Origin of the sequence: Paenibacillus sp. MMO-177 (genome assembly GCF_037147795.1) — a bacterium.
GTDB lineage: Bacteria > Bacillota > Bacilli > Paenibacillales > Paenibacillaceae > Pristimantibacillus.
Genome location: NZ_JBBCUR010000003.1, coordinates 795,818 through 816,673, shown reverse-complemented (window position 1 = coordinate 816,673; position 20,856 = coordinate 795,818). Strand labels below are relative to the sequence as shown.

The window sequence follows — 20,856 nt, the reverse complement described above, 5'->3', positions numbered from 1 at the left end:
GAATGAACCAGAATATACATCTCAACAGAATAGGACAATCACGATAATGCCAAACATAGCAGCTCAATCCAAACTAATTAGACTAAAGCTCTTGGTCGTGTTAGGTTCGCTTATCGCATTTGGTCCACTCTCCCTTGATCTGTATCTGCCTGCGCTTCCGGAATTGGCGGGACGGATGGGAGCATCCGCCTCGCTTACGCAGCTCAGCTTAACCGCTTGTATGATCGGTCTCTCGGTTGGCCAGCTCTTCGCTGGGCCTTGGAGTGATATGATTGGCCGCCGAAAGCCGCTGCTCGTTGGAATGGTCATATACGCCGTAACATCACTTCTATGCGCGGTAAGTATCTCTATGGAGATGTTGATCGCGATGCGATTTATTCAAGGAATATCTGGAGCAATCGGCATCGTAATCGCTAGAGCGGCAGTGAGAGATTTGTACGAAGGTCCAGAGCTAACCCGATTCTACGCCTCTCTTACATTGGTGAATGGCGCAGCACCTATCCTTGCACCGATAGCAGGAGGGCAGCTTCTTCATCTTGTTCCGTGGCGAGGTCTATTCATTTTGCTGGCAGGCTGGGGAGTTCTGATGCTATTGTTCGTCATATTCGGCTTGCCGGAGACGCTGCCGCAGGAGAAGCGACTGAAACGTGGAGTAGGAAACACCATAAGTGCATTTGCCACATTAATCAGAGATCGGGGCTTTATGGGGATTGCGCTTGCTCAAGGCTTGGTTGGTTCTGGGATGTTCGCTTATATCTCCGGATCATCATTCGTCTTTCAAGGCAAGTTCGATGTATCGCCCCAGCAGTACAGCTTAATATTCGCGATAAATGGAATAGGGTTAATCGCGGCTAGCCAATGGGCAGGACGAATAGCGGGTAGAATCGGAGAGGTTAAGGTGTTTAGAGCAGGTATTACCTTGTCTACTGTTGGGGCAGTCACGCTGCTTACCATAATAGTAGCGGATATAGGCTTAATACCGATGATGATTCCATTGTTTGTTGTCGTAGCCAGCTGCGGCTTGGTGAACACCACAGGATTTGCATTAGCTTTGCGAAATTATGGACATTTGGCAGGCAGCGCTTCAGCACTCATTGGGTTAATGTCTTTCTTGCTTGGAGGGATGGTCGCTCCTGTGGTAGGAATTGCAGGGAGTGATACGGCACTGCCTATGGGCATTATCATTGCAGCGTTAAATATAGGAGCATTAATCATCTATCGAACATTGATCATCGAACGGAACCGTGCAGCAGTATAGCGGCTCCGTTTTTTTATTAGGATAGAATCATAGTGATGTCTACCAGAGCAGCATTCTTCAATAAATCAGATTCTAATCGAACTTGGGAAGTGAGGCCACAAAACATTAATTTTCATTTTTCGAATCAATGAGAAAGTTTTTGTTAACGTTAACAAGTCAGATGTAAAATTTATCTGTGCGGGCACAGAAATTCCTGAACTTCCATATAAGACTAAACGGCGTAGTCATATTCAAAATGCAGCAGTATAAATGAATAAATAACTTAGTTAAAGCTTAAAATGCTCCCGGTATCATAAGATCGGGGGCATTTTTTTTGTGTTTGTATAAAAGATAATCCTTATATATTACGTGTATAAATATACAGAATTCCCGATGCGGATATTCTCAGTAATTATGAAATCTAGGCTAGAAAAAGGTATTCTTAGAAGAAGCACTCTCACTAATTATGAAAACGCCCCTTGATAAATCAACGTTTGTCATCTGCTTTTTCTCACCAATTATGACGCCACACATCATCAATGTGTCATTTATTAAGATTTTAATTATCACTTAAGATTTTTTTTATAGTTATCGTTTAATCTACGATTGCTGACAAAGTTCAAGAAAGGAGAATGAGATATCCGCAAGTAAGAAGTCAAAATCATTGCTAAGCAAAGTGTCGGAAGTAAATGAAGCAAATAAATATCTGTCTTTGATTGATATACAGATCAAAGGCCGCATGAACTGCGGCTTTTTCTTCTGTTCATGTAAATCGGGCAAGTACGGATTGACAGCAGTAGGCATTCAGCGGAGGAGACGTCAATGCAGCAATTAGCATCAAAGTTATCTAAAGAAAAATTATCCATATTTGCATCACTATTCATTATTTTTATATATTTATCACCGCTTTATTTGTTAGGTGACAACGCTACGATTCGTGTTCATGATAATTTAGATTCCAATATTGCATGGTATAAGGTGCTTGTTCAAAGTAAGGAACTGTTCGGCTCCCTGCAAGCTGTCATCCCCCAGGTAATAAATGGATTGCCTAGAGGTGCCTATGAAACAGAGTTTAGCGGTATCGTGTGGCTGCATGCGCTGTTTCCAACGATGGTAGCCTACGCGCTTAGCCAGACGATAACGAGGGTTGTAGCCTTCCTTGGCATGTATTTGTTAATAAATAAGCATTTCATTCAGAGCGAACGTGCGACGTATATTCGAGTCGGGGTCTCTCTTGCGTTCGCCTTAACACCTTTCTGGCCATCAGGGATGTTAAGCACTTTAGGTCAACCCCTTGCATTGTGGGCATTCATGAACATACGCAAGCGTGAAGCTTCTTGGTGTGAGTGGGCGGTCCTTGCGTTACTGCCGCTGTATTCAAGCTTCGTATTAGGCTTTTTCTTCTTTTTAACAGCAATGGGCTGCCTCTGGCTGCACGATATAATCAAGAAACGGGATTGGAATCCTAAATTTCTTGTCAGCATCGCATTCATGACCTTTATTTATCTTGCTATAGAATATAGGCTTGTTTTTGGATTGGTAATTTCAAATGCACCGAACAGCCGCTTGGAGTTCGTGAACTCTACGCTTAACATCTGGCAATCCATCGAACTTGCATTCGTGAATTTCGTCTTGGGACACGGACACGTATTGACGATGCATACGCTGGTCATTTTGCCAATTCTGTTCATAGTCTTCCGTATTGCAATCAAACGCAAAGGACAGCAGGAGAATAAACGGTTTCTAATCTTACTCGGACTTAATGTTCTTTTATCGGTTTGGTACGCCTTCTGGTATTACAAAGGGTGGGAACCGTTAAAAGAACAATTTAGCTTGCTCGATACGTTTAATTTCGCACGTTTTCATTTTCTACGCCCGCTTGTCATTTATCTAGGGTTTGCAATAGGACTTCATATCCTTTGGGGAATGGGTGATAAATGGCAGAAGTGGGTTCGCCTATGCATTATTCTACAGATCATCATTCTATTCGCAAGCAATGACGAAATCGTATATCGTGTCTACGGTGAACCTACGGTCAAACAGTTCTATGCCGTCGACCAGTTCAAAGCAATTAAAGATTACATTGGATTACCTCAGGAGTCCTATCGTGTAGCCAGTATCGGGCTGCACCCAGCCATTGCACAATATAATGGATTTTACACACTCGACACTTACAATAACTATTATCCTCTTGCTTACAAACATGAGTTTCGCCAAATAATTGCGAAGGAGTTGGATAAAAGCCCGGCTCTGAAAACTTACTTTGACGAGTGGGGCGGCCGGTGCTATCTGTTCGTCAGCGAACTGGGGCAGAACTATGAATTTAAGAAGGATTCGACAGTGCAGATCCACCATCTGGAGCTGAATATGGATGTGTTCAAGGATATGGGCGGCAGATATCTGATTTCGGCAGTGCCAATAATAAATGCGAATGAAGATGGTCTGCAATTATTAAAAACCTTTGATAATGCCAATTCAGCATGGAAAATTTATCTTTATGAAGCAAAGTAAACGTACCGACTAAGAATTAGTAACTATTTTGAGATGGCATCTTTGTTAATTGGTACGCTGCAGGGGGTCTTTTATTTCTTGTCATGTTATTAATTATTGGAAAAAAAATAAGCATACTAAAAAACAACGACTCTGATCGCAAATAAGCTACCCCAATAAGGAGTGACCAATCATTTTTAATATTCCGCTAATAACTGCATTAATATCTATTGCCGCTGCTCAAATGTTGAAGATACCGATCTACTTACTGACTAAGCGGAAACTGAATATAAAAATTGTGGTTAGCACTGGTGGAATGCCAAGCTCTCATTCTGCTGCCGTTTGTTCCCTTGCTGCTTCAGTCGGATTGATTGACGGATTCCATTCCAGCATGTTTGCTATTGCTGTCCTATTTAGCGTTATCACCATGTATGATGCGATGGGTATCCGCAGACACGCTGGGACACATGCGACAATTTTAAATCGAATTATTCGTTTGTTCCCGGCTCATTCAAATGAGCTGCAAGAAGAAGGAACGTTGAAAGAGATGCTGGGGCATCGTCCCATTGAAGTATGTGCAGGTGCTTTACTTGGGGTTGTGATTGGTTTATTAATAAACGAATTGTAGATATCTTATAGACAATGGTTATTCTAAAGATTTGATGATAGTTGCAGAATAACTGTTCTTGAGCGGGTTTTAAATATTAAAGGAAAAGCAATTACTCTATCTGAAATTCTATAAATAATCCTCAGGCTTAGTTCTGCCTGAGGATTATTTTTATCGGGATAACGGGGCGGGTCGAGCTAGTGGATGCAGAAGGCGACCCGGTCGAGCACATCATTGATACTAATAGATTAGTTCCAATCATATTCTTAATAAAAGAAAAACCAATAGAAAGGAGTGTAATATTGAATTGAAAAAAGTTAAGGTTAGTTTACGTCCTGTTGTAAGTAAAATCAATTTACCCACTGTATTGAAAACAACGATACTTCCGGGTGATACAATTGAAAGCTTATTTGTTGCAACCCAGGTAGGAGAGATCTTTTACATACGAAACGGAGTTATGGGGACTTTTTTAGATATACGCCCGCGAATCATAACACTGGGCGTCTCTAGCGGCGGATATGATGAACGGGGATTGCTAGGATTAGCCTTTCATCCCCAATTCTATTACAATGGCTTGTTTTATCTCCATTATTCAGTAGCTGGAACCCAAGGTCCAGGTGCTCTTCCAGGTACTTTTGAATCTTTTAAGCCTAACCCGTGTGATTCAAGTACCTTAAACCAAAAGTGGATAAATAGAGAAAATCATTACGATCATATTGATACAGTTGAAGAATGGATTCTGCAATCAAACGGTCAACCTCAAAAACGGCGGACATTACTCCATATAAGAAGGCCATTTTTAAACCATAACGGAGTCAATAGCTTAAACTTTTCACCTGAAACAGGAAAACTTGTTTTGACAACCGGAGATGGCGGATCAGGCTATGATCCATTTAATTTAAGTCAAGATGATATGGAAATTGCAGGTAAAATATTGGAGATTGACGTAGTTAAGAATACATTTATAGATCATCTGTCCGTAGTTACGCGTTTTAATGAGTTACCCGTACCTATTCAGGATACGCTTACGGTAATGGCCAAAGGAGTTCGCAATACACCAGGCATTGCATTTCAAAGGTTCTATAATCAGTACATTAAATACGTAGGCAATGTCGGACAGGATCTCGTAGAGTCGATATTTTCTTACATTCGTTATAAACCAATGCCGGTTACACAGCTTATTCAAGCATCTTTATTAAATTCTGAACCTGACCAAGAAGGATTCATTAACTTTGGCTGGCGAGGGTGGGAAGGTGCTTTTCCTACTTCGATCATTAAAGGGTGTTCTGCAAATCCGGCTTTGGATGAGAAAACAATTGCATATTACGATGAAGCAATAACAACCTCAGTGAGGCGTCTTCAGCCTTTAATAAGTTATTTTCATAAAGATCCCCGACCCGATAAGTTTGGAGGAACTGCACTTACAGGAGTCCAGCCCTATATGGGGGATGGAATCCCCGATTTAACGGGAAGCGTTGTGTTTACCGATCTTGCCCGGATTAAAGAAGAATCTCAATCTCCGGTTAAAGGGGTTATAGCGTATTCTAGGGTAAGAGAAGATTGTAAACTAAATGATTTTAATGTTATAGAAACGGATTATAATTTTGGATCTCAGCCAGCTTATTATGTTAGTTTAGGATCGAATCTGAATCAAACCAAGCTATATTTAGGGGTTTATGGATCTATGAAAGTCGCTGATTTAAATCAAGGTACCATTTTTGAAATTGTTCCATAACAAGGGCACATGGGAATGACGCATGGATTTTATGGATAGGGGGAAAATATCGCAAGAGGAAGCTGAAGATAAAGGAGAATCTAGAATGAATGTGACACATGAGGTCGGACTATCATCAACTGAAATAGCATGGTTATGGTCAACTTATATCAATGAAACGATTTCAATATGCTTCACAAAGCATTTTCTGCATCACATCGATCGCAACAGGGAAGACGTAAAAATGCTCATAGAAAAAACACAGGCACTATCCGAGAAACATATAGAGGAAATAAAAAATATTTTCAGCAAAGAGAATTTCCCTATCCCAATGGGTTTTACGGAACATGATGTAGACTTATCAGCGCCTCCATTATTTTTCGATTTGTTCTCCGTAAGCTATATCTATGGTATGAGCCGAATAGGGTTAGTAACTTACGGTAAAATTATTTCGAATGTGGCGCGTAAAGACATTCGAATATTTTTCTCAAAATGTCTGGAATCTACGACGGAGCTGTATAATACTGCGATTGAACTCATGTTGGAGAAAGGAATTTACGATCGCCCGCCTATGATTCCATATCCAAGCCATATCGAATTTGTCCAAAAAAAGGAAACTTTTATCTCCAAGTGGTTTGAGGAAAAACGCCCCCTAAACGTAATTGAGATATCAGAAATGTTTTTCAATATCGAACGAAATTACTTTGGATTGATTTTGTTAACAGCATTTATCCAGGTCGCCAAAGACGAAAAGGTTAAGCAGCATTTGATCAAAGGAAAACAGCTGGCACAAAAGCAAATTGAATTTTTGAATAAGACTTTTATGAAGGATGATCTCCTTGGCGATATCATGGTTAATTCCGAAGTATCTGCTTCAACGGCTTCGCCTTTTTCCGATAAGCTGATAACATTCCTAGTTTCGACGCTAAACACGCAAGGCATAGCTTATATTGGACATGCTTTAGCAACGTCTATGAGGATTGATCTTGTAAAAGAGTATTCCAAACTCATTCCCGAAATATTGGCATATGGAAAAGAAGGGCTTGACATCATGATTGAGAATGCATGGCTTGAAGAAGTCCCGCATGCGCCTGATCGCAAGGGACTAGCAAGCGTGTAAACTTCATTTAACGGAAGACGAGTTCAATGAGGGAACCAGCACAAAGCTGCCGATACTTTCGGCAGCTTCAGCAAATTGATAAGAGTTATTTTTTAACCACAGGTACCCAGAATTCGCCGTAAAATGTGCCATCGCCATTTTCTCTCCGATAGGTGGCATTTGGACCGCCGATGTAAGCATAATCCGGGATGCGGGCCAAAACTTCGCCAAACGCAAGGTAAGTCAACTGATCAAACAAAGTTTCTTTGTCGCCAGTTCCTGCGACCACGATGTACTCGCTCTCCGGAAACTCGATCATACGGGTTGCATCAGCCACTGATTTTCCAGCCTCTACCGCGAAATAATTCCACGGCTTCCCTTGATAAACCTCGTTCACTGACCATTCACGATCATCTTTTGCAGCTTCTTTGAGCTTAGCAAATCGTCCGTCAGCTTTGAGTTTGCCCCAAAACTCGGCTTTTTCCTTTTGCAAAGCGGTCATATCTTGAAAATTGGACTGGATGGAGAAACCATACGCAGTTAAGGTGAACGATTTTTTGTGTTCAATTGTGTATTCTGCCATGTGAGCTCCTTTCAATTATCACAAAGATTAGTTTGCCGTCTTTTTCGCGCGAAGCCACATTTCACCGTAGAATCCACCGTTTTCAGCTGCCTTGACGAATGTGGAGTTACCAGGACCGACGTATTTGTAGTCTGTAATTTCTTGCAGCAAGCCGCCGAAAACTTTGCCTGTGATTTCATCGGCAAGGCTGTCTTTGTTACTGCCTGTGCCAGGCACAACGAGGTAGTCGCCAGCGAGGAAATCGAGAACGACAGCATCTTCCACCTTGAAATCGCCCATTACGCCGAAGCCGCGCCAAGCTTTGCCATCGAGCACATAATTGATTTGATATTCTTGCCCGTCAGCCAGCGCGAGAAGCTCGGCAAGCTTGCCGTTTTCAGTGATTTCAGCCTTTTTCGCCGCCGTTTTTGCCGCATTGCCCGCCCAGTCGTTGAAGTCCTCAAATGAAACACCGAAAGCCGTCATCTTGTAGTTTTCCGAGATCGTTTTGATAGAGTAATTAGACATTTTATTCTCTCCTTTGCGGATTTTCTTTTACAAGATCGATTCTATTTGCCGAATGTATCAAAAAGTGATACTTTTTTGATACAATAAAATCATGAAGAAAACAGAACGAGTAAACCTAATCATGCGCTACATCAATAACCGCGCACATTTTACGATTGCCGAGATTCAGCGGGAATTCAAAATTTCCCGCGCGACGGCGATCCGCGACATTAATGAGATTCAAGCGATGGGTTTTCCAATGACGACCGAGCTGGGGCGAGGCGGTGGCTACAATGTCCTGCAAAATCAATATTTGCCCGCAGCGCGTTTCACGCCGGATGAGCTGAAAGCGATTTTTATCAGTTTTATCGCTTCGAAAAATTCACAGCTGCCTTATCTGCAAAATCGCCGCTCGATTACAGAAAAACTGATCGGCATTGCGTCGCAAACCCAGCAAGACGAGCTAATCGAGCTGAATAATATTTTGCTATTTGAGAATACGAATCCTGCTAATCCGAATCTTTTGGAGCTTGATGACGCAGCGCCTGCAGAGTTAAACCAGTTGATTTCTCTTGCGGTGCGAGATAAGCATTTACGCGTGACGTATGAGCCGAGTCCTGGCTGGGCGCAGTTGCTGGACGTTTTTTTGCTGCATATTTTTAACTCGAACGCCCAGTGGCTGGTCGAGGTTTTCGATTTCGATACGGATGAGTTTCGTTATTTGCCTGTTGATTTACTGAGGGATTCTGCCATTTCCGATCAGGCAGCGAAATACTCCGAGCAAGAGATTTTAAGCAAAAAACGGATTGGGGCACGTCAGTCCAACCTTGTTGTAAAGCTTGATGCGGCTGGGATTCAGCGTTTTAAACGCATGCATCCGCCGGGAATTATTTTGTCCTTTACCGGAATGTTTCAATCGAGCGGGATTTTTAATGTTCAGTTGGATGTGACCGATGTTGAGGAACTGGCATATTACGCGGATTGGCTTTTGTTTTTGGGGAAAGGAGTCGTGTTTGAGCGTATTCCAGTAGAGCTGCGCTTATTATTGGAGGATCGTTTGACCAATCTAAGATTTCCTTAAGCTTTGTTCCAACAGGCAAACTTTGTTTACTGATTAAACAAAGCGTGGTACGATAGAAACGAAGTTTAAAACGCTTTCAAGACTTGTGCATGAAGAGGAGCTCTGAAGTTCGATCGAGAGGTGTCTGTACATACTGGTGCGGTGATCGAACTCGCTTCAAGTCAATGCATGGAAACCAGCCTTGAAAAGCTGTCACTTTTACCAATGAGGAGATCCGAAAAATGAAAAAACAAGGTTTAAATCCCTATCTTCCTTCGTGGGAATACATTCCCGATGGGGAGCCGCATGTCTACCATGATCGTGTGTATGTTTACGGCTCGCATGACCGGTTCAACGGGCATGTCTTTTGTCTGAACGATTATGTCTGCTGGTCTGCGCCCGTGGATGACTTGGCGGACTGGCGGTATGAGGGCGTTATTTATCGGATTACGGACGATCCGCTCAATCCGGATGGCCGGATGTGCCTTTATGCGCCGGACGTTACTCAGGGCACCGATGGCCGCTTTTATTTGTACTACGTCCTGGACAAGGTCCCTGTCGTGTCCGTCGCAGTTTGCGATACGCCGGCCGGAAAATACGAGTTCTACGGTTATGTGCAATATCCTGACGGCACGCGTCTTGGCGAACGGGATGGCGATCAGCCCCAGTTCGATCCCGGCGTCCTGACGGAGGGCGACCGAACGTACCTGTACACCGGATTTTGCGCCATCGGCGACAAGAGCCGCATGGGCCCTATGGCAACGGTGCTTGGTCCCGATATGCTAACCATTGTGGAAGAGCCTGTTTTCATTGCTCCAAGCGAACCGTACAGTCAAGGGAGCGGGTACGAGGGGCATGAGTTTTTCGAGGCGCCTTCCATTCGTAAAATAGGCGATACCTACTATTTCATCTACTCATCGGTAGTCATGCATGAATTGTGTTATGCTACCAGCAAGCATCCTATTCAGGGCTTCACCTATCAAGGCGTCATTGTCAGCAATAACGATCTTCATATAGACACCTACAAACCTTCGAACAAACCGATGTATTACGGTGGAAATAACCATGGGGGTATCGTGGAGATTCTAGGGAAATGGTATATTTTCTATCACCGGCATACCAACGGCACGAGCTTTTGCAGGCAAGGCTGCATCGAACCGATTGAATTCCGGGCAGACGGGACGATTCCTCAAGTCGAGATGACTTCTTGCGGGCCTAATGGAGGACCGCTGACCGGCCGCGGGGAATACCCGGCCTATCTGGCTTGCAATCTATTCTGCCAGGACGAAGCGTTATACACGGGCACGCACGGAGCCTGGATGGACGGTCGGTTTCCGAAGATTACCCAGGACGGCAAGGACGGCGACGAGGAAATCGGGTATATTGCCAATATGCGGGAATCCGCGACGGCAGGGTTCAAATATTTTGATTGCCAAGGGATCCGCCAGGTTAAAATCAAAGTTCGTGGCTACTGCCGCGGTTATTTTTCCGTGAAGACGGCATGGGACGGACCGGAACTCGGCAGGATTTCAGTTGACTTTACGAACGTATGGACCGAATATTCGGCGGATATCGTTATACCGGATGGCAAGCAAGCCTTATATTTCACTTATGTCGGCATGGGTAATGCAAGCCTGGCTTCATTTACGTTAAATTAGTCTGCGAAAGGCCTATCTTTCTCTTATTTTTTTCACATAAGTTTTAACGATTTCTCACAGCGTCCCGTTATTCTAAGAGCATTAACCGATAAGGAGATGCTTTTGATGAATCGAATGAAAAAAACATCCGCTATCCTGATTTCAGCCGCCTTGCTTACGATGGGAGCCGGCAGTGCCTTTGCCGCTACCGCGACCACGCCGGCCAAGGCAGTCGCAACGAAGGTAAGCACCGAAAAGACGAAGACGGTCCCAGCGCCTGCTAAAACGGCCACGACTGACAAAACGAGCAAATCGATCGCAAGCAAATCCACGGCGGAGAGCAAAAAAGCTGCTCCCAAAAAAGCGGCTCACAAAAAGCATCACGTTGCCAAGAAAAATAAAAAAACCAAAGCCGTAAAATCAACTAAGAAAGCCGCAACAACTAAGAAAAGCATCAAGAGCGTACACAAAGTCAAAACCGCCAAAAAGCCTGCCAAAACCGTGACAAAGGCCACGAAAGGCCAAAATGTATCGAATGCAGCCACAACCGCCGCGGGCGTAACCAAGAAATAATCAAAACGGACGGGAAAGATGGGAAATCCCCGTCTTTCTTTTTTTTATCCGGCGTAGTAGGCTAGATTCAAAACAACGCAATTGAATGGAGGAGGACCATGCCGCTTGTGTTTGTGGTTGACGACGATCCAAATATTAGTCAGCTGATCTCTGAATATTTGAAAAGGGACGGTTATGAAGTCGAGGCATTCGGAAGCGGCTCCGATTTGGTCGACACGATTCGACGCAAGCAGCCCGATTGTTTGGTACTGGACATCATGATGCCGGGAGTTAACGGCTTTCAGCTTCTGACAATGATCCGCGGCTTCAGCGAGATGCCGATTATTATGGTGTCCGCGCGCGGGGAAGCGATGGATCGCATCATGGGGCTCGAACTGGGATGCAACGATTACCTCGGAAAACCGTTTCATCCGCGTGAGCTGGTCTGCCGCGTTCATTCCATGATTCGTCTTGCCGGATTCCGTCATTCGGTGAAGGATGAGGCCTCCAAAGCGCCAATCCGGGCGGGACGGCTCCTCATTTCGGAAGATTACCGGAAAGTCGAGACGCAGGACGGTACGGAACTGCCGTTTACATTTCGCGAATATGAACTGCTGCTGCATTTTGCCAAAAACCCGAACCGTCCGTTCAGCCGCGAGCAGCTTATTCAGCAGGTTTGGGATTATGATTTTCTGGGCGATTTGCGCGTGGTAGACGAGCTCGTCAAAAGGCTGCGCAAGAAGCTTCGGGAATCATCCTCCGGATTCAGCATCGAAACCGTTTGGGGTTACGGGTATAAAATCTCGGTCAAAGCATGAAGTCGCTTCGTGCCCGAATTTTATGGTCGCTGCTGCTGGTGATGAGCTTCTCCGTCGCCGTTACGGTTGCATTCTGCTCGCATTTCGTTTATCGAATGCTGGTCGATCAGACGAAAAGCCAACTCTCTCTTCAACTCCAAAAAGCGGTCGATATCATAAGGGACGGCGGGCCGGATGAACTGGAACCCGGCGATCTTCCTCTGCGTTTCAAAAATCATGAGTTTAACGCCGATTTCTATGTAATCGGACCATCGGGGCGCATAGTAGCCGCCAGCAGCGAGAGGCTGATCGGAAGGCGGATGGGTCTTCATTTAAAGCCGGATGACGGTACAGCCGTTCTTCATGGATCACGGATCATGTATGCATCCGCAAAGACGGACGGATATACCGTGTTTTTGTACAAGCCCGTAGTATATCTCAAAAGCATGTTCCGTGAGGCGATACAACTTGTTGTTGTTTCCATGCTCGCGAGCAGCGTGCTGTTGTTTGCGATCGGTTTCTTCTTTATCTGGAAAATCACCCGGCCAATAACGAAGCTTAAAGAAGCTGTAAGCCGTTATGAGCCGTATCGCAGCATACTTCCGCTGTCCCGGGCAGGCGCCACGGAAATTGACGATCTCATGGCCACTTTTCAATCCATGTCGGAACGCATTCATCGGCATCATGAACGCCAAATCGAATTTTTGCACAATGTCTCGCACGAGCTTCGAACACCTCTTATGTCGATCCAGGGATATGCCATTGCCATTAAGGACCAAGTCGTGTCTCAGGAAAAAGGGCTTGGCATTATTATGGATGAATCTTATCGGTTAATCCGTATGGTAAACCGGCTGCTCGAGCTCAGTCGGCTGGAAGCGCCGTTCGACAGCGAAGCGGAGCAGGAGGTCCTGCTGGGTGAGATGGCGCGGCAGGCGGTCGAACTTATTTCCCCGAATGCCGCGGAACGAGGAATCAAGATCATATGGTCGGGAACGGAAACAACGTTGTCCGCACCCGGGGAAGCGCTTTTCCAGCTGATGATCAACCTGATCCAGAATGCGGTCCGCCATGCGTCGAGTCAGGTAAGCATTACATACGGCCCGGAAAAACAGGGCTGGTTTTTGGCCATTGATGATGACGGCGAAGGCGTGCCTCCAGAGTTGATCGAAACGATATTCGACCGTTTTTTCAAAGGGGAGAGCGGGCAAACCGGCCTCGGACTAGCGATTTGCCGCCAGATCGCGGACACGATGCGCGCGGAGCTGCGGTATGAAACCTCCGCGATGGGGGGCGCACGCTTTGTCCTTAGCCCATTGATGATTTAATTCCGCATAATGAAAACAGCAGCAGGTCTTGGACATTAATTCCAAGGCTGCTGCTGTTTTCTGTTGTGCGGCTGTCATAATTGTTGAGGCTACTTCGTTAATCCAGTGCCAAATATCTTCGCTCTCACTTGCAGATCAAAGACCAAACGAGGGTATATTTTCTGCCATTCATCCCAGTCCTTCTGCCCATTATAGTGAGCGGCTGTATACATCATGCCGAGCCCAATCGGATCTAACTGCGCCTTTTGCAATTTATGAAGCAGGGCAAGATAGCGTCTGGTTGAGGCTTCTTCTGCCGCTACTTCGTACTCTCGCCAGTCTTTCTCAAACATTCGCTGATTAGACTGCTCAACGATACCACCAAACCAGACCTTTATTTTCACACTCTCCTTATTTTTGGGGCTAAATTTGAAAGACCGTTTGAATCGTTCCGTCGCAAGCGTATACTGTATCTCTTTTGTCTTTGTAATAACCTCGAATTGCTTATAGTGGTACATTAATTCATTAAGAAGCCTTGTTTCCTCTGGATTTAGAGCCAATTTCATTTTCTCTTTGTCGAACAAGCCAACTTGATTAATCATAAAGGTTTTACCTTGCGACTTGACGATCGGCAAGAAGGGATCCATTCCCTTTTCATTCATTCTCCGGTAAACATCAAACAATTGGGCGGTCATAATATAAGCCGATTCAGTCCCGATATTGCCGAAGCTAAGCGCAAGCGCATTGGTGGGCATCCGTTCGGAACTCGTCGTCGTATTTAGAATATCCAGTGCTGACGGGGAGCCGATCATCATGTAGGCTATTCCTTGGATATCTCTTCTTCGCGTAAAAAAGTTAACGGCATCCGTGATCCCCGTCTTTGCTAAAGATTCGCCAATGACGAGTATTCTGGTATGGCCAAAGTCCAGCTCCTTGTCTACATTTGCTCTAATCATCCGCAGTGCTCCCGGAATCGAATCAGCTGTGTGGCTGATGATCTGAGACTTCATATCTCCCACCTCAAATTTGGCCGATGGGATGGCTAGTTTGAGTGAAACGAGGTATTTATCCTTTCCGTCAACTTCCTCTTTATCCAGCCCTATCGCCAGCACAAAAAAGCGCTTATCGATATCCTTGAAGGAGGTGGATACGCACCCCGTAGTCAGCATGACAAACATAGAGGCAATCATCAGTATTCGTATCACAGCGGTTTTCCTTTCAGAGATAAAACGTACACAAGCAAGACGAGAAAGATTTCACTCCATAAACGAACATTTAGCCAAGACCATGCCGCATAGGTAATCGTCTTCTCGTCCATTAATTGAAAGAGCACTTCGGTAACGATCCCAACAGTACCAAACACGATAATGGGATGGATACCAGGACGCAGCTTTATTTTTTTTGGAACAAATCCTTTGATAAGCTGATAGCCGATGTGCCAAACAACGGTTGTGAACAACAGAGACAAATTTAAAAAAAGCATTAGATAGATATAAACCATTCTTTCGACAAAACCGTACTCCATATGGAATGCATCGGCAGTCGATACCCAGACATAGACGTATCTTTCGACCCCTTCTGTTCCGTGGATTCCAATAGGAATAAAAAAAGTAGTAGCGAGTACCCCGATCCCAACAATCGGGATAAACCACAAGTGCCGAAGACTAAGCTTAGAGGTTAGCTCCCGATTAAAAATGACAATGTTAATATAACCGGTAAAAACGTAGGAAGCTGCACTAATCGAATGGATGTTCGGCAGCTTAAACATAGAATCGGTTGCAATGTTCCAAACGGCATACCAATTCATATCTTCGCTTGTCACGGCCTTAAACAAAATGATTAAGACTAAAGGCACGCTGACAAGAAGCACGATCTCCATTAGATAAAGTACGGTCTTGGTGGATTGAGAGGCACACCAACAGATAATAAGCATGAAAAAAGCCGCTAACCAGACAGGCGACAGCTCTGGCAGCATGTACTGGGTCATTATAATGGCATACGAAGTAACGACGATCATTCCGGATATAAACCACATCACCGCGAGAAACAGCAAGACCGGCATGCCGAGAAAAGGGGAGAGCCTCTGAGCGAAAACCTCCGGCAGCCCTTGGCCATTGAACGCCATCATCGCTTTCGTAAAGAGTGCCGTTAGAGTCGTACTGATCAACACTGCGCTTAACATGCTTGTCACCGGTCCTTCATACCGGTGCATGATTAAGATGCTGGGCACGTACAGAATCGTATTGATCAGCATGCACATCATTATGGAGTAATAATAATATCGTTTCAAAGAGATGTGCTCCTTTACTTATAGCTTTGATTCTTTTCGTTAACGAATAGTTTCAGGAATGGTTGGTCAAAGCTTCTTAAGTTTGCCAAATAACAAGCAAAAGCAAATAATCCGCCGATCACGCCAATCAATCCAAACAAGCTTGCGAAAAAAATCAACGGATAACGGATGGCTCTCACGGCGAAGCTCATGGTATTAATCGGGATGACAAAATTGGAAATAGCGACGGCTGAAGTGACGATTATCATAATACTGCTCACAAGCCCGGCTTGCTGCGCAGCCTGTCCAAGAATAAGACCGCCAACCGTTGTAGCCGTGCCCCCAATTACTTTGGGTAATCGAATACTTGCCTCCGTCAATGCCTCTGTCATAAATAACATAAAAATCACTTCGATATAGGAGGGATAAGGGACGGCGCCGCGGCTCCCCGCTATCGAGAGCGCCAGCTGCACGCGGAAAAATTCAGGGTTAAAGGAAACGACGGCTATATACAGGGCAGGCAAGCTTATCGTTAGGATTAAAGAAATATAACGAAGGGCGACTAGGCCTTTCGCAACCCAATAAGGCAAATACAAATCATCCATGGACGACATAAAGTCATAAAATACGCAGGGGATAATAAGAACAAAGGAAGTTCCCTCAAGAAGGATGACCATTTTGCCCTGCGATAAATTCAACACAATCCGGTCTGGTCGGTTTGTAAGTATCATGGTTGGAAATAACGATTTTTTTTTGCCATTCAAAATATTTTCCAGCTGTCCTGTTGCTTGCAGCATCTTTACATCGATTTGAGAGAGTTTTTCCTTCACCTTTGCAAGAATGGACGGATCGGCAAGCTCAGAATCATAGATAAGATAGCTGTTTGTTTTTGAGATGGTTCCAAGCTCATAGCGTTCCATCTGAAATCCATCGGATTGATAACGGTGGCGGATGATATTCAGATTGGTCGTAATATTCTCGGACAGAGCTGACTGCGGGCCTTGAAGGGTTGTTTCGATGTCTGAATCGACAGGTGTATCATTTATTGCTTTCTCTGCTTTGAAAAAGTAATAGCTTGTTGGGGTGATGAGCAGAGCATTGCCATTGATAAGCTGATGATACAGCTCTTGCTCCGTTGCGACTGTTTTGCAAACGCAGACGGACTGAATATATAATTCCGGATCCGGAAGGTTGAAAATCGGTTTAATCAAAAGGTTGTCTATTTTTTCTGTCTCAATGACTGTACTCATATAATAGATACGAAGGGGAACCGCCGCCTTGATGCTTTGGGTTTGGAGCTCCTTCGAATAGGTCTGGATTTGTTGGATAAAGCGAAAAATTTGTTCCACTATGTTTCCCCCGTTCTAAAACATCATAGCCCTTAGTCTTTCCCAACCCTTTCCTGTTTAAGCACAGCTTAGCGGTATCCACGCACGCAAAAAAAGACAGCTTCAGCATTTTATCTGCTGTAAGCTGTCTTTCATGTTTTATTTCGCAAGCTCCGGAACCTGCTTCTCCACATAGGCCCGGACGGCTTCCGCATCGTCCAGATCAAGCACGGCTTCCGCGAGGGATGCCAGCTTAGCACGGTCAAGGCGCGAGAGAAGCGAACGGGCGGGGAGGACGGCGGATGCGCTCATGCTGAACTCGTCCAGCCCCATGCCCAGAAGGATCGGTATGGCGATTGGCGTTCCCGCCATTTCACCGCACATGCCAACCCACTTGTTCTCCTTATGAGCCGCTCCGATAACCTGGCTGATCAGCCGGAGGACAGGAGGGTGGAGGGGATCGGATAAGTAGCCAAGCTTCGGATTCATCCGGTCTGCGGCCATTGTATATTGCACAAGGTCATTGGTGCCGATGCTGAAGAAGTCGACTTCCCGGGCGAACCGGTCCGCCAATTGGGCGGCAGCCGGAATTTCAATCATAATGCCGGCCTCAATCCGTTCATTATAAGCGATATTTTCGCTTCTGAGCTCCTCCTTGGCCTGCTCGAGAAGAGCTTTGGCCTGACGCCATTCGCCAAGCGTAGCAATCATCGGGAACATGACCTTCAGATTGCCGTAGGCGCTTGCGCGCAAAACGGCACGCAACTGGGTCTTGAACAGCTCCGGCCGATCTAGACAAATCCGGATCGCGCGGTAGCCGAGGAACGGATTGTCTTCCTTCTCGAGCTGCAGGCTTGGCAGCTCCTTGTCGCCGCCGATGTCCATCGTCCGGATGACGACGGGGGCACCTTGGCCAAATGCTTCAGCCACTTCCTTATAAGCCTTGAACTGCTCCTCTTCGGATGGCAGATCGGGACGGCCCATATACAGAAACTCGGTACGGAAGAGACCTACGCCTTCGGCACCTTGTTCATAAGCTTGACGGGCATCTTGAACGGAGCCGATATTGGCGACCAGTTCAACCTGATGTCCGTCCGCGCTAACCGAAGGTTTGCCGCGGAATTGCTCTAGAAGCGCGCGTTGTCCCGAGGCTTTTTCTTGCAGCGCTTGATAACGGGCGAGCTCTTCGTCTGCCGGATCGACCAGAACAAGACCGGCGGCGCCGTCTACGATAACGAGCTGACCGTCCTCAATATGCATCGCTTCATCACCGGCGCCAACAATGGCAGGGATGCCAACCGAGCGGGCAATAATAGCGGAGTGGGAAGTACGTCCGCCGGCAGCCGTTACGAATCCGCCAACAACGGACGGATCAAGCTGCGCCGTATCCGACGGCGTCAGATCAAACGCGAACAGGATAGACTTCTCCTTAGAATGCGAAGATGTTGCTGCAGCCGGAACCGCATCGGCGTCCGTGCCGCGGCCAAGCTTGCGGATGACGCGGCGGCTGACATCGCGGACATCCGCCGCGCGTTCCCGCAAATATTCGTCATCCAGGGCGGCGAGCATGCCGGCTACTTCTTCGCCGGATTCGTTCATTGCGGCTTCCGCCTTGTAACGTTGTCCGCGGATCCGTTCCTGTGCCGCGCCAATCAATTCTTCGTCTTCAAGCAGCATTAAATGCGCTTCGAAAATTTCGGCTTCCTTCTCGCGCCCGTCCGCAATCATGCGGCCATGAAGCTCTTCAAGCTCATTGTGAGCCGCAGCGACAGCGGAATCGAAGCGGCTGAGTTCAGCCGCTTCTTCGCCTGCTTCAATAGATGTAACTCCTTGTGGGACAATCTCCTCGCGGAGAATAACCGCCCGGCCGATTGCGTAACCTTCCGATGCGGCGATCCCTTTAATCTCGGTTGCCATCATTAGCGTGCCTCCTTACTCAGCTTCCACGGAAGCCAGAACAGCACCAATAGCGTCAACCGCAGCTTCGGCTTTCTCTCCTTCGGCACTGACAGTAACCGTATCATTTTGCTTGGCACCAATCGACAGGACGTTAACCAGGCTTTTTGCGCTGACTTTACGCCCGCCTTTCTCGATATAAACGGTACCTTCGCAAATTTTTGCGGCTTCAACGATTTTTTTGGCAGGACGGGCGTGGATGCCCGTCGGGTTCATGACTACGTATGCTTTCTCCACCATAGATCCTCCTAAAATGTATCCTATTTATCTGACTACATGCGTTTTTTGATTTGTTCTTTCAACCGTTCCGACTGCGTACCGAAAATCGCCTGCACGGCGCCTTTTCCAAGACGCATAACGCCTGCCGCGCCAAGACGCTTCAGTTCGGCGTCGTTCACCGCTTTCTCGTCTTTTACGATCAGACGGAGGCGGGTGATGCAAGCATCGATGCTCTCGATATTGCCCGAGCCGCCAAGTGCAGCGAGAACTTGACCCGCTTTATCGTCGCCCGCGCCTGCCGGAGCTCCATCCTTGCCGCCTTCTTCCACCAGCTCATCGTCTTCGCGGCCAGGCGTTTTCAGGTTCAGCTTCACGATCACGACACGGAAGAGAACATAGTATACAACCGCGTATACGAGACCAATCGGGATAATCATCCAGCCTTTTGTCGAGAGCGGATAGTTAATCGCATAGTCAAGGAATCCGGCCGAGAAGCCAAAGCCATGATGTATGCCAAGCTCAACGACGAGCCATGCAGAGATACCTGTCAACACGGCGTGGATCACGTACAGAACCGGTGCCACGAACATAAACGCGAATTCAAGCGGCTCTGTAATGCCCGTCAGGAACGAAGCAAGAGCGGAGCCGATAAAGATCGAAGAGACAAGCTTGCGTTTTTCCGGTTTTGCCGTATGAATAATCGCAAAGGCAGCAGCCGGAAGGGCGAACATCATAATCGGGAAGAAGCCTGTCATGAACATGCCGGCAGTTGGATCGCCCGCGAAGAAGCGGTGCAGGTCGCCGTGAACGACGTTGCCGGCAGCATCCGTGTAGTCGCCGATTTGGAACCAAGCGATTGCGTTAATGACATGATGCAGACCAAACGGGATAAGCAGCCGGTTGGCCGTCATGAAGATAAACGCGCCGACGCCGCCAAGGTCAACAATCCAGCGGCCGAACGTATCGAGCCACGATTGGACTGGCCCCCAGATGAGACCGAAAATAAGACCTACGATAACCATAGCAAAAGAGGTGATAATCGGAACAAAACGTTTGCCGCCAAAGAAGCCAAGCCAATCCGGCAGCTTGATATCATGGTACTTGTTGTAGAAATAGGAAGCGACAAGACCCGCAATGATGCCGCCAAGCACACCCATGTTAAGCGTTGTGTCTTTATCCACGAGACCCGTGAATACGGTTGGAATTTTGCCCAGCACGTTTGTAAGAACCAGATACGCGATAACGGCGGCAAGCGTTGCAACCGCATCGCCGGCCATCCCGATCGCAACGCCAATCGCGAAGATGAGAGGCAGGTTGTCAAAAATCGCGGAGCCGCCCGCTGCAAGGAACGGAGCGATATAATGGTTCAGGAAGTCGCCGAACTGGCCAAATCCGAAATCCTTTACGTAATCGATGTTGCCGAAACGCAATAATAGGGCTGCCGCAGGCAAAGCTGCGACAGGAAGCATTAGAGATTTACCGATCTTTTGCAAAAATGCGAGCATCTTATCTCACTCC

General features: G+C 46.4%; 18 protein-coding genes. 10 read left to right on the top strand and 8 right to left on the bottom strand.

The features are described from left to right. The first annotated feature begins 46 nt into the window (after positions 1-46). From WFK81_RS15120 to WFK81_RS15100, 5 genes are all read left to right on the top strand, one after another. A complete protein-coding gene (locus tag WFK81_RS15120; RefSeq protein WP_336787221.1) occupies positions 47-1,258 on the top strand; it encodes a multidrug effflux MFS transporter in 1,212 nt (403 codons plus the stop codon). Between the two features lie 801 nt (positions 1,259-2,059). Further along, positions 2,060-3,748: a DUF6044 family protein gene (locus WFK81_RS15115; RefSeq protein ID WP_336787220.1), complete on the top strand. Its 1,689-nt coding sequence runs from the start codon at positions 2,060-2,062 to the stop codon at positions 3,746-3,748. Between the two features lie 169 nt (positions 3,749-3,917). Beyond that, the gene (locus tag WFK81_RS15110) at positions 3,918-4,355 is read left to right on the top strand and encodes a divergent PAP2 family protein (protein WP_336787331.1); all 438 of its coding nucleotides are present in this window, start codon (positions 3,918-3,920) and stop codon (positions 4,353-4,355) included. Positions 4,356-4,641: 286 nt separating this feature from the next. Continuing rightward, a complete protein-coding gene (locus WFK81_RS15105) occupies positions 4,642-6,069 on the top strand; it encodes a PQQ-dependent sugar dehydrogenase (RefSeq protein ID WP_336787219.1) in 1,428 nt (475 codons plus the stop codon). A gap of 22 nt (positions 6,070-6,091) precedes the next feature. After that, positions 6,092-7,168: a DUF3231 family protein gene (locus WFK81_RS15100; protein ID WP_336787218.1), complete on the top strand. Its 1,077-nt coding sequence runs from the start codon at positions 6,092-6,094 to the stop codon at positions 7,166-7,168. A gap of 85 nt (positions 7,169-7,253) precedes the next feature. Here WFK81_RS15100 and WFK81_RS15095 read toward each other — a convergent pair whose 3' ends face one another. Together WFK81_RS15095 and WFK81_RS15090 are read right to left on the bottom strand one after the other, a co-directional pair. After that, positions 7,254-7,730 carry a GyrI-like domain-containing protein gene (locus WFK81_RS15095; protein WP_336787217.1) on the bottom strand — a complete coding sequence of 159 codons (477 nt, stop codon included), beginning with the start codon at positions 7,728-7,730 and terminating at the stop codon, positions 7,254-7,256. 27 nt (positions 7,731-7,757) lie between these two features. Then, a complete protein-coding gene (locus WFK81_RS15090; protein ID WP_336787216.1) occupies positions 7,758-8,237 on the bottom strand; it encodes a hypothetical protein in 480 nt (159 codons plus the stop codon). A gap of 91 nt (positions 8,238-8,328) precedes the next feature. Between WFK81_RS15090 and WFK81_RS15085 the strand changes: the two genes are divergently transcribed. The 5 genes from WFK81_RS15085 to WFK81_RS15065 all read left to right on the top strand — a co-directional run bounded on the left by WFK81_RS15085 (position 8,329) and on the right by WFK81_RS15065 (position 13,587). Next, complete coding sequence (locus WFK81_RS15085) at positions 8,329-9,297, top strand: helix-turn-helix transcriptional regulator (RefSeq protein ID WP_336787215.1); 969 nt, start codon at positions 8,329-8,331, stop codon at positions 9,295-9,297. A gap of 221 nt (positions 9,298-9,518) precedes the next feature. Then, on the top strand, positions 9,519-10,934 hold the full coding sequence (locus WFK81_RS15080) for a family 43 glycosylhydrolase (protein ID WP_336787214.1): 1,416 nt from the start codon (positions 9,519-9,521) through the stop codon (positions 10,932-10,934). Between the two features lie 105 nt (positions 10,935-11,039). Beyond that, positions 11,040-11,486: a hypothetical protein gene (locus WFK81_RS15075; protein WP_336787213.1), complete on the top strand. Its 447-nt coding sequence runs from the start codon at positions 11,040-11,042 to the stop codon at positions 11,484-11,486. A 98-nt stretch (positions 11,487-11,584) separates the two neighbouring features. Next, the gene (locus WFK81_RS15070) at positions 11,585-12,283 is read left to right on the top strand and encodes a response regulator transcription factor (protein ID WP_336787212.1); all 699 of its coding nucleotides are present in this window, start codon (positions 11,585-11,587) and stop codon (positions 12,281-12,283) included. Beyond that, entirely contained in the window at positions 12,280-13,587 is a 1,308-nt protein-coding gene (locus WFK81_RS15065; RefSeq protein ID WP_336787211.1) for a HAMP domain-containing sensor histidine kinase, read from the top strand. Before WFK81_RS15070 ends, WFK81_RS15065 begins: the two co-directional genes overlap by 4 nt. Before the next feature lie 89 nt (positions 13,588-13,676). On the opposite strand, the gene WFK81_RS15060 is transcribed toward WFK81_RS15065, so the two are convergent. From WFK81_RS15060 to nagE, 6 genes are all read right to left on the bottom strand, one after another. Next, positions 13,677-14,756, bottom strand: a complete 1,080-nt coding sequence (locus WFK81_RS15060) for a Ger(x)C family spore germination protein (protein ID WP_336787210.1) — start codon at positions 14,754-14,756, stop codon at positions 13,677-13,679. An 11-nt stretch (positions 14,757-14,767) separates the two neighbouring features. Continuing rightward, a complete protein-coding gene (locus WFK81_RS15055; RefSeq protein ID WP_336787209.1) occupies positions 14,768-15,856 on the bottom strand; it encodes a GerAB/ArcD/ProY family transporter in 1,089 nt (362 codons plus the stop codon). A gap of 14 nt (positions 15,857-15,870) precedes the next feature. After that, on the bottom strand, positions 15,871-17,184 hold the full coding sequence (locus tag WFK81_RS15050) for a spore germination protein (RefSeq protein WP_336787208.1): 1,314 nt from the start codon (positions 17,182-17,184) through the stop codon (positions 15,871-15,873). 138 nt (positions 17,185-17,322) lie between these two features. After that, positions 17,323-19,083, bottom strand: a complete 1,761-nt coding sequence (gene ptsP / locus WFK81_RS15045) for a phosphoenolpyruvate--protein phosphotransferase (protein ID WP_336787207.1) — start codon at positions 19,081-19,083, stop codon at positions 17,323-17,325. Between the two features lie 12 nt (positions 19,084-19,095). After that, entirely contained in the window at positions 19,096-19,359 is a 264-nt protein-coding gene (locus WFK81_RS15040) for an HPr family phosphocarrier protein (protein ID WP_336787206.1), read from the bottom strand. A 32-nt stretch (positions 19,360-19,391) separates the two neighbouring features. After that, entirely contained in the window at positions 19,392-20,843 is a 1,452-nt protein-coding gene (gene nagE / locus WFK81_RS15035; RefSeq protein WP_336787205.1) for an N-acetylglucosamine-specific PTS transporter subunit IIBC, read from the bottom strand. Positions 20,844-20,856 lie beyond the last annotated feature (13 nt).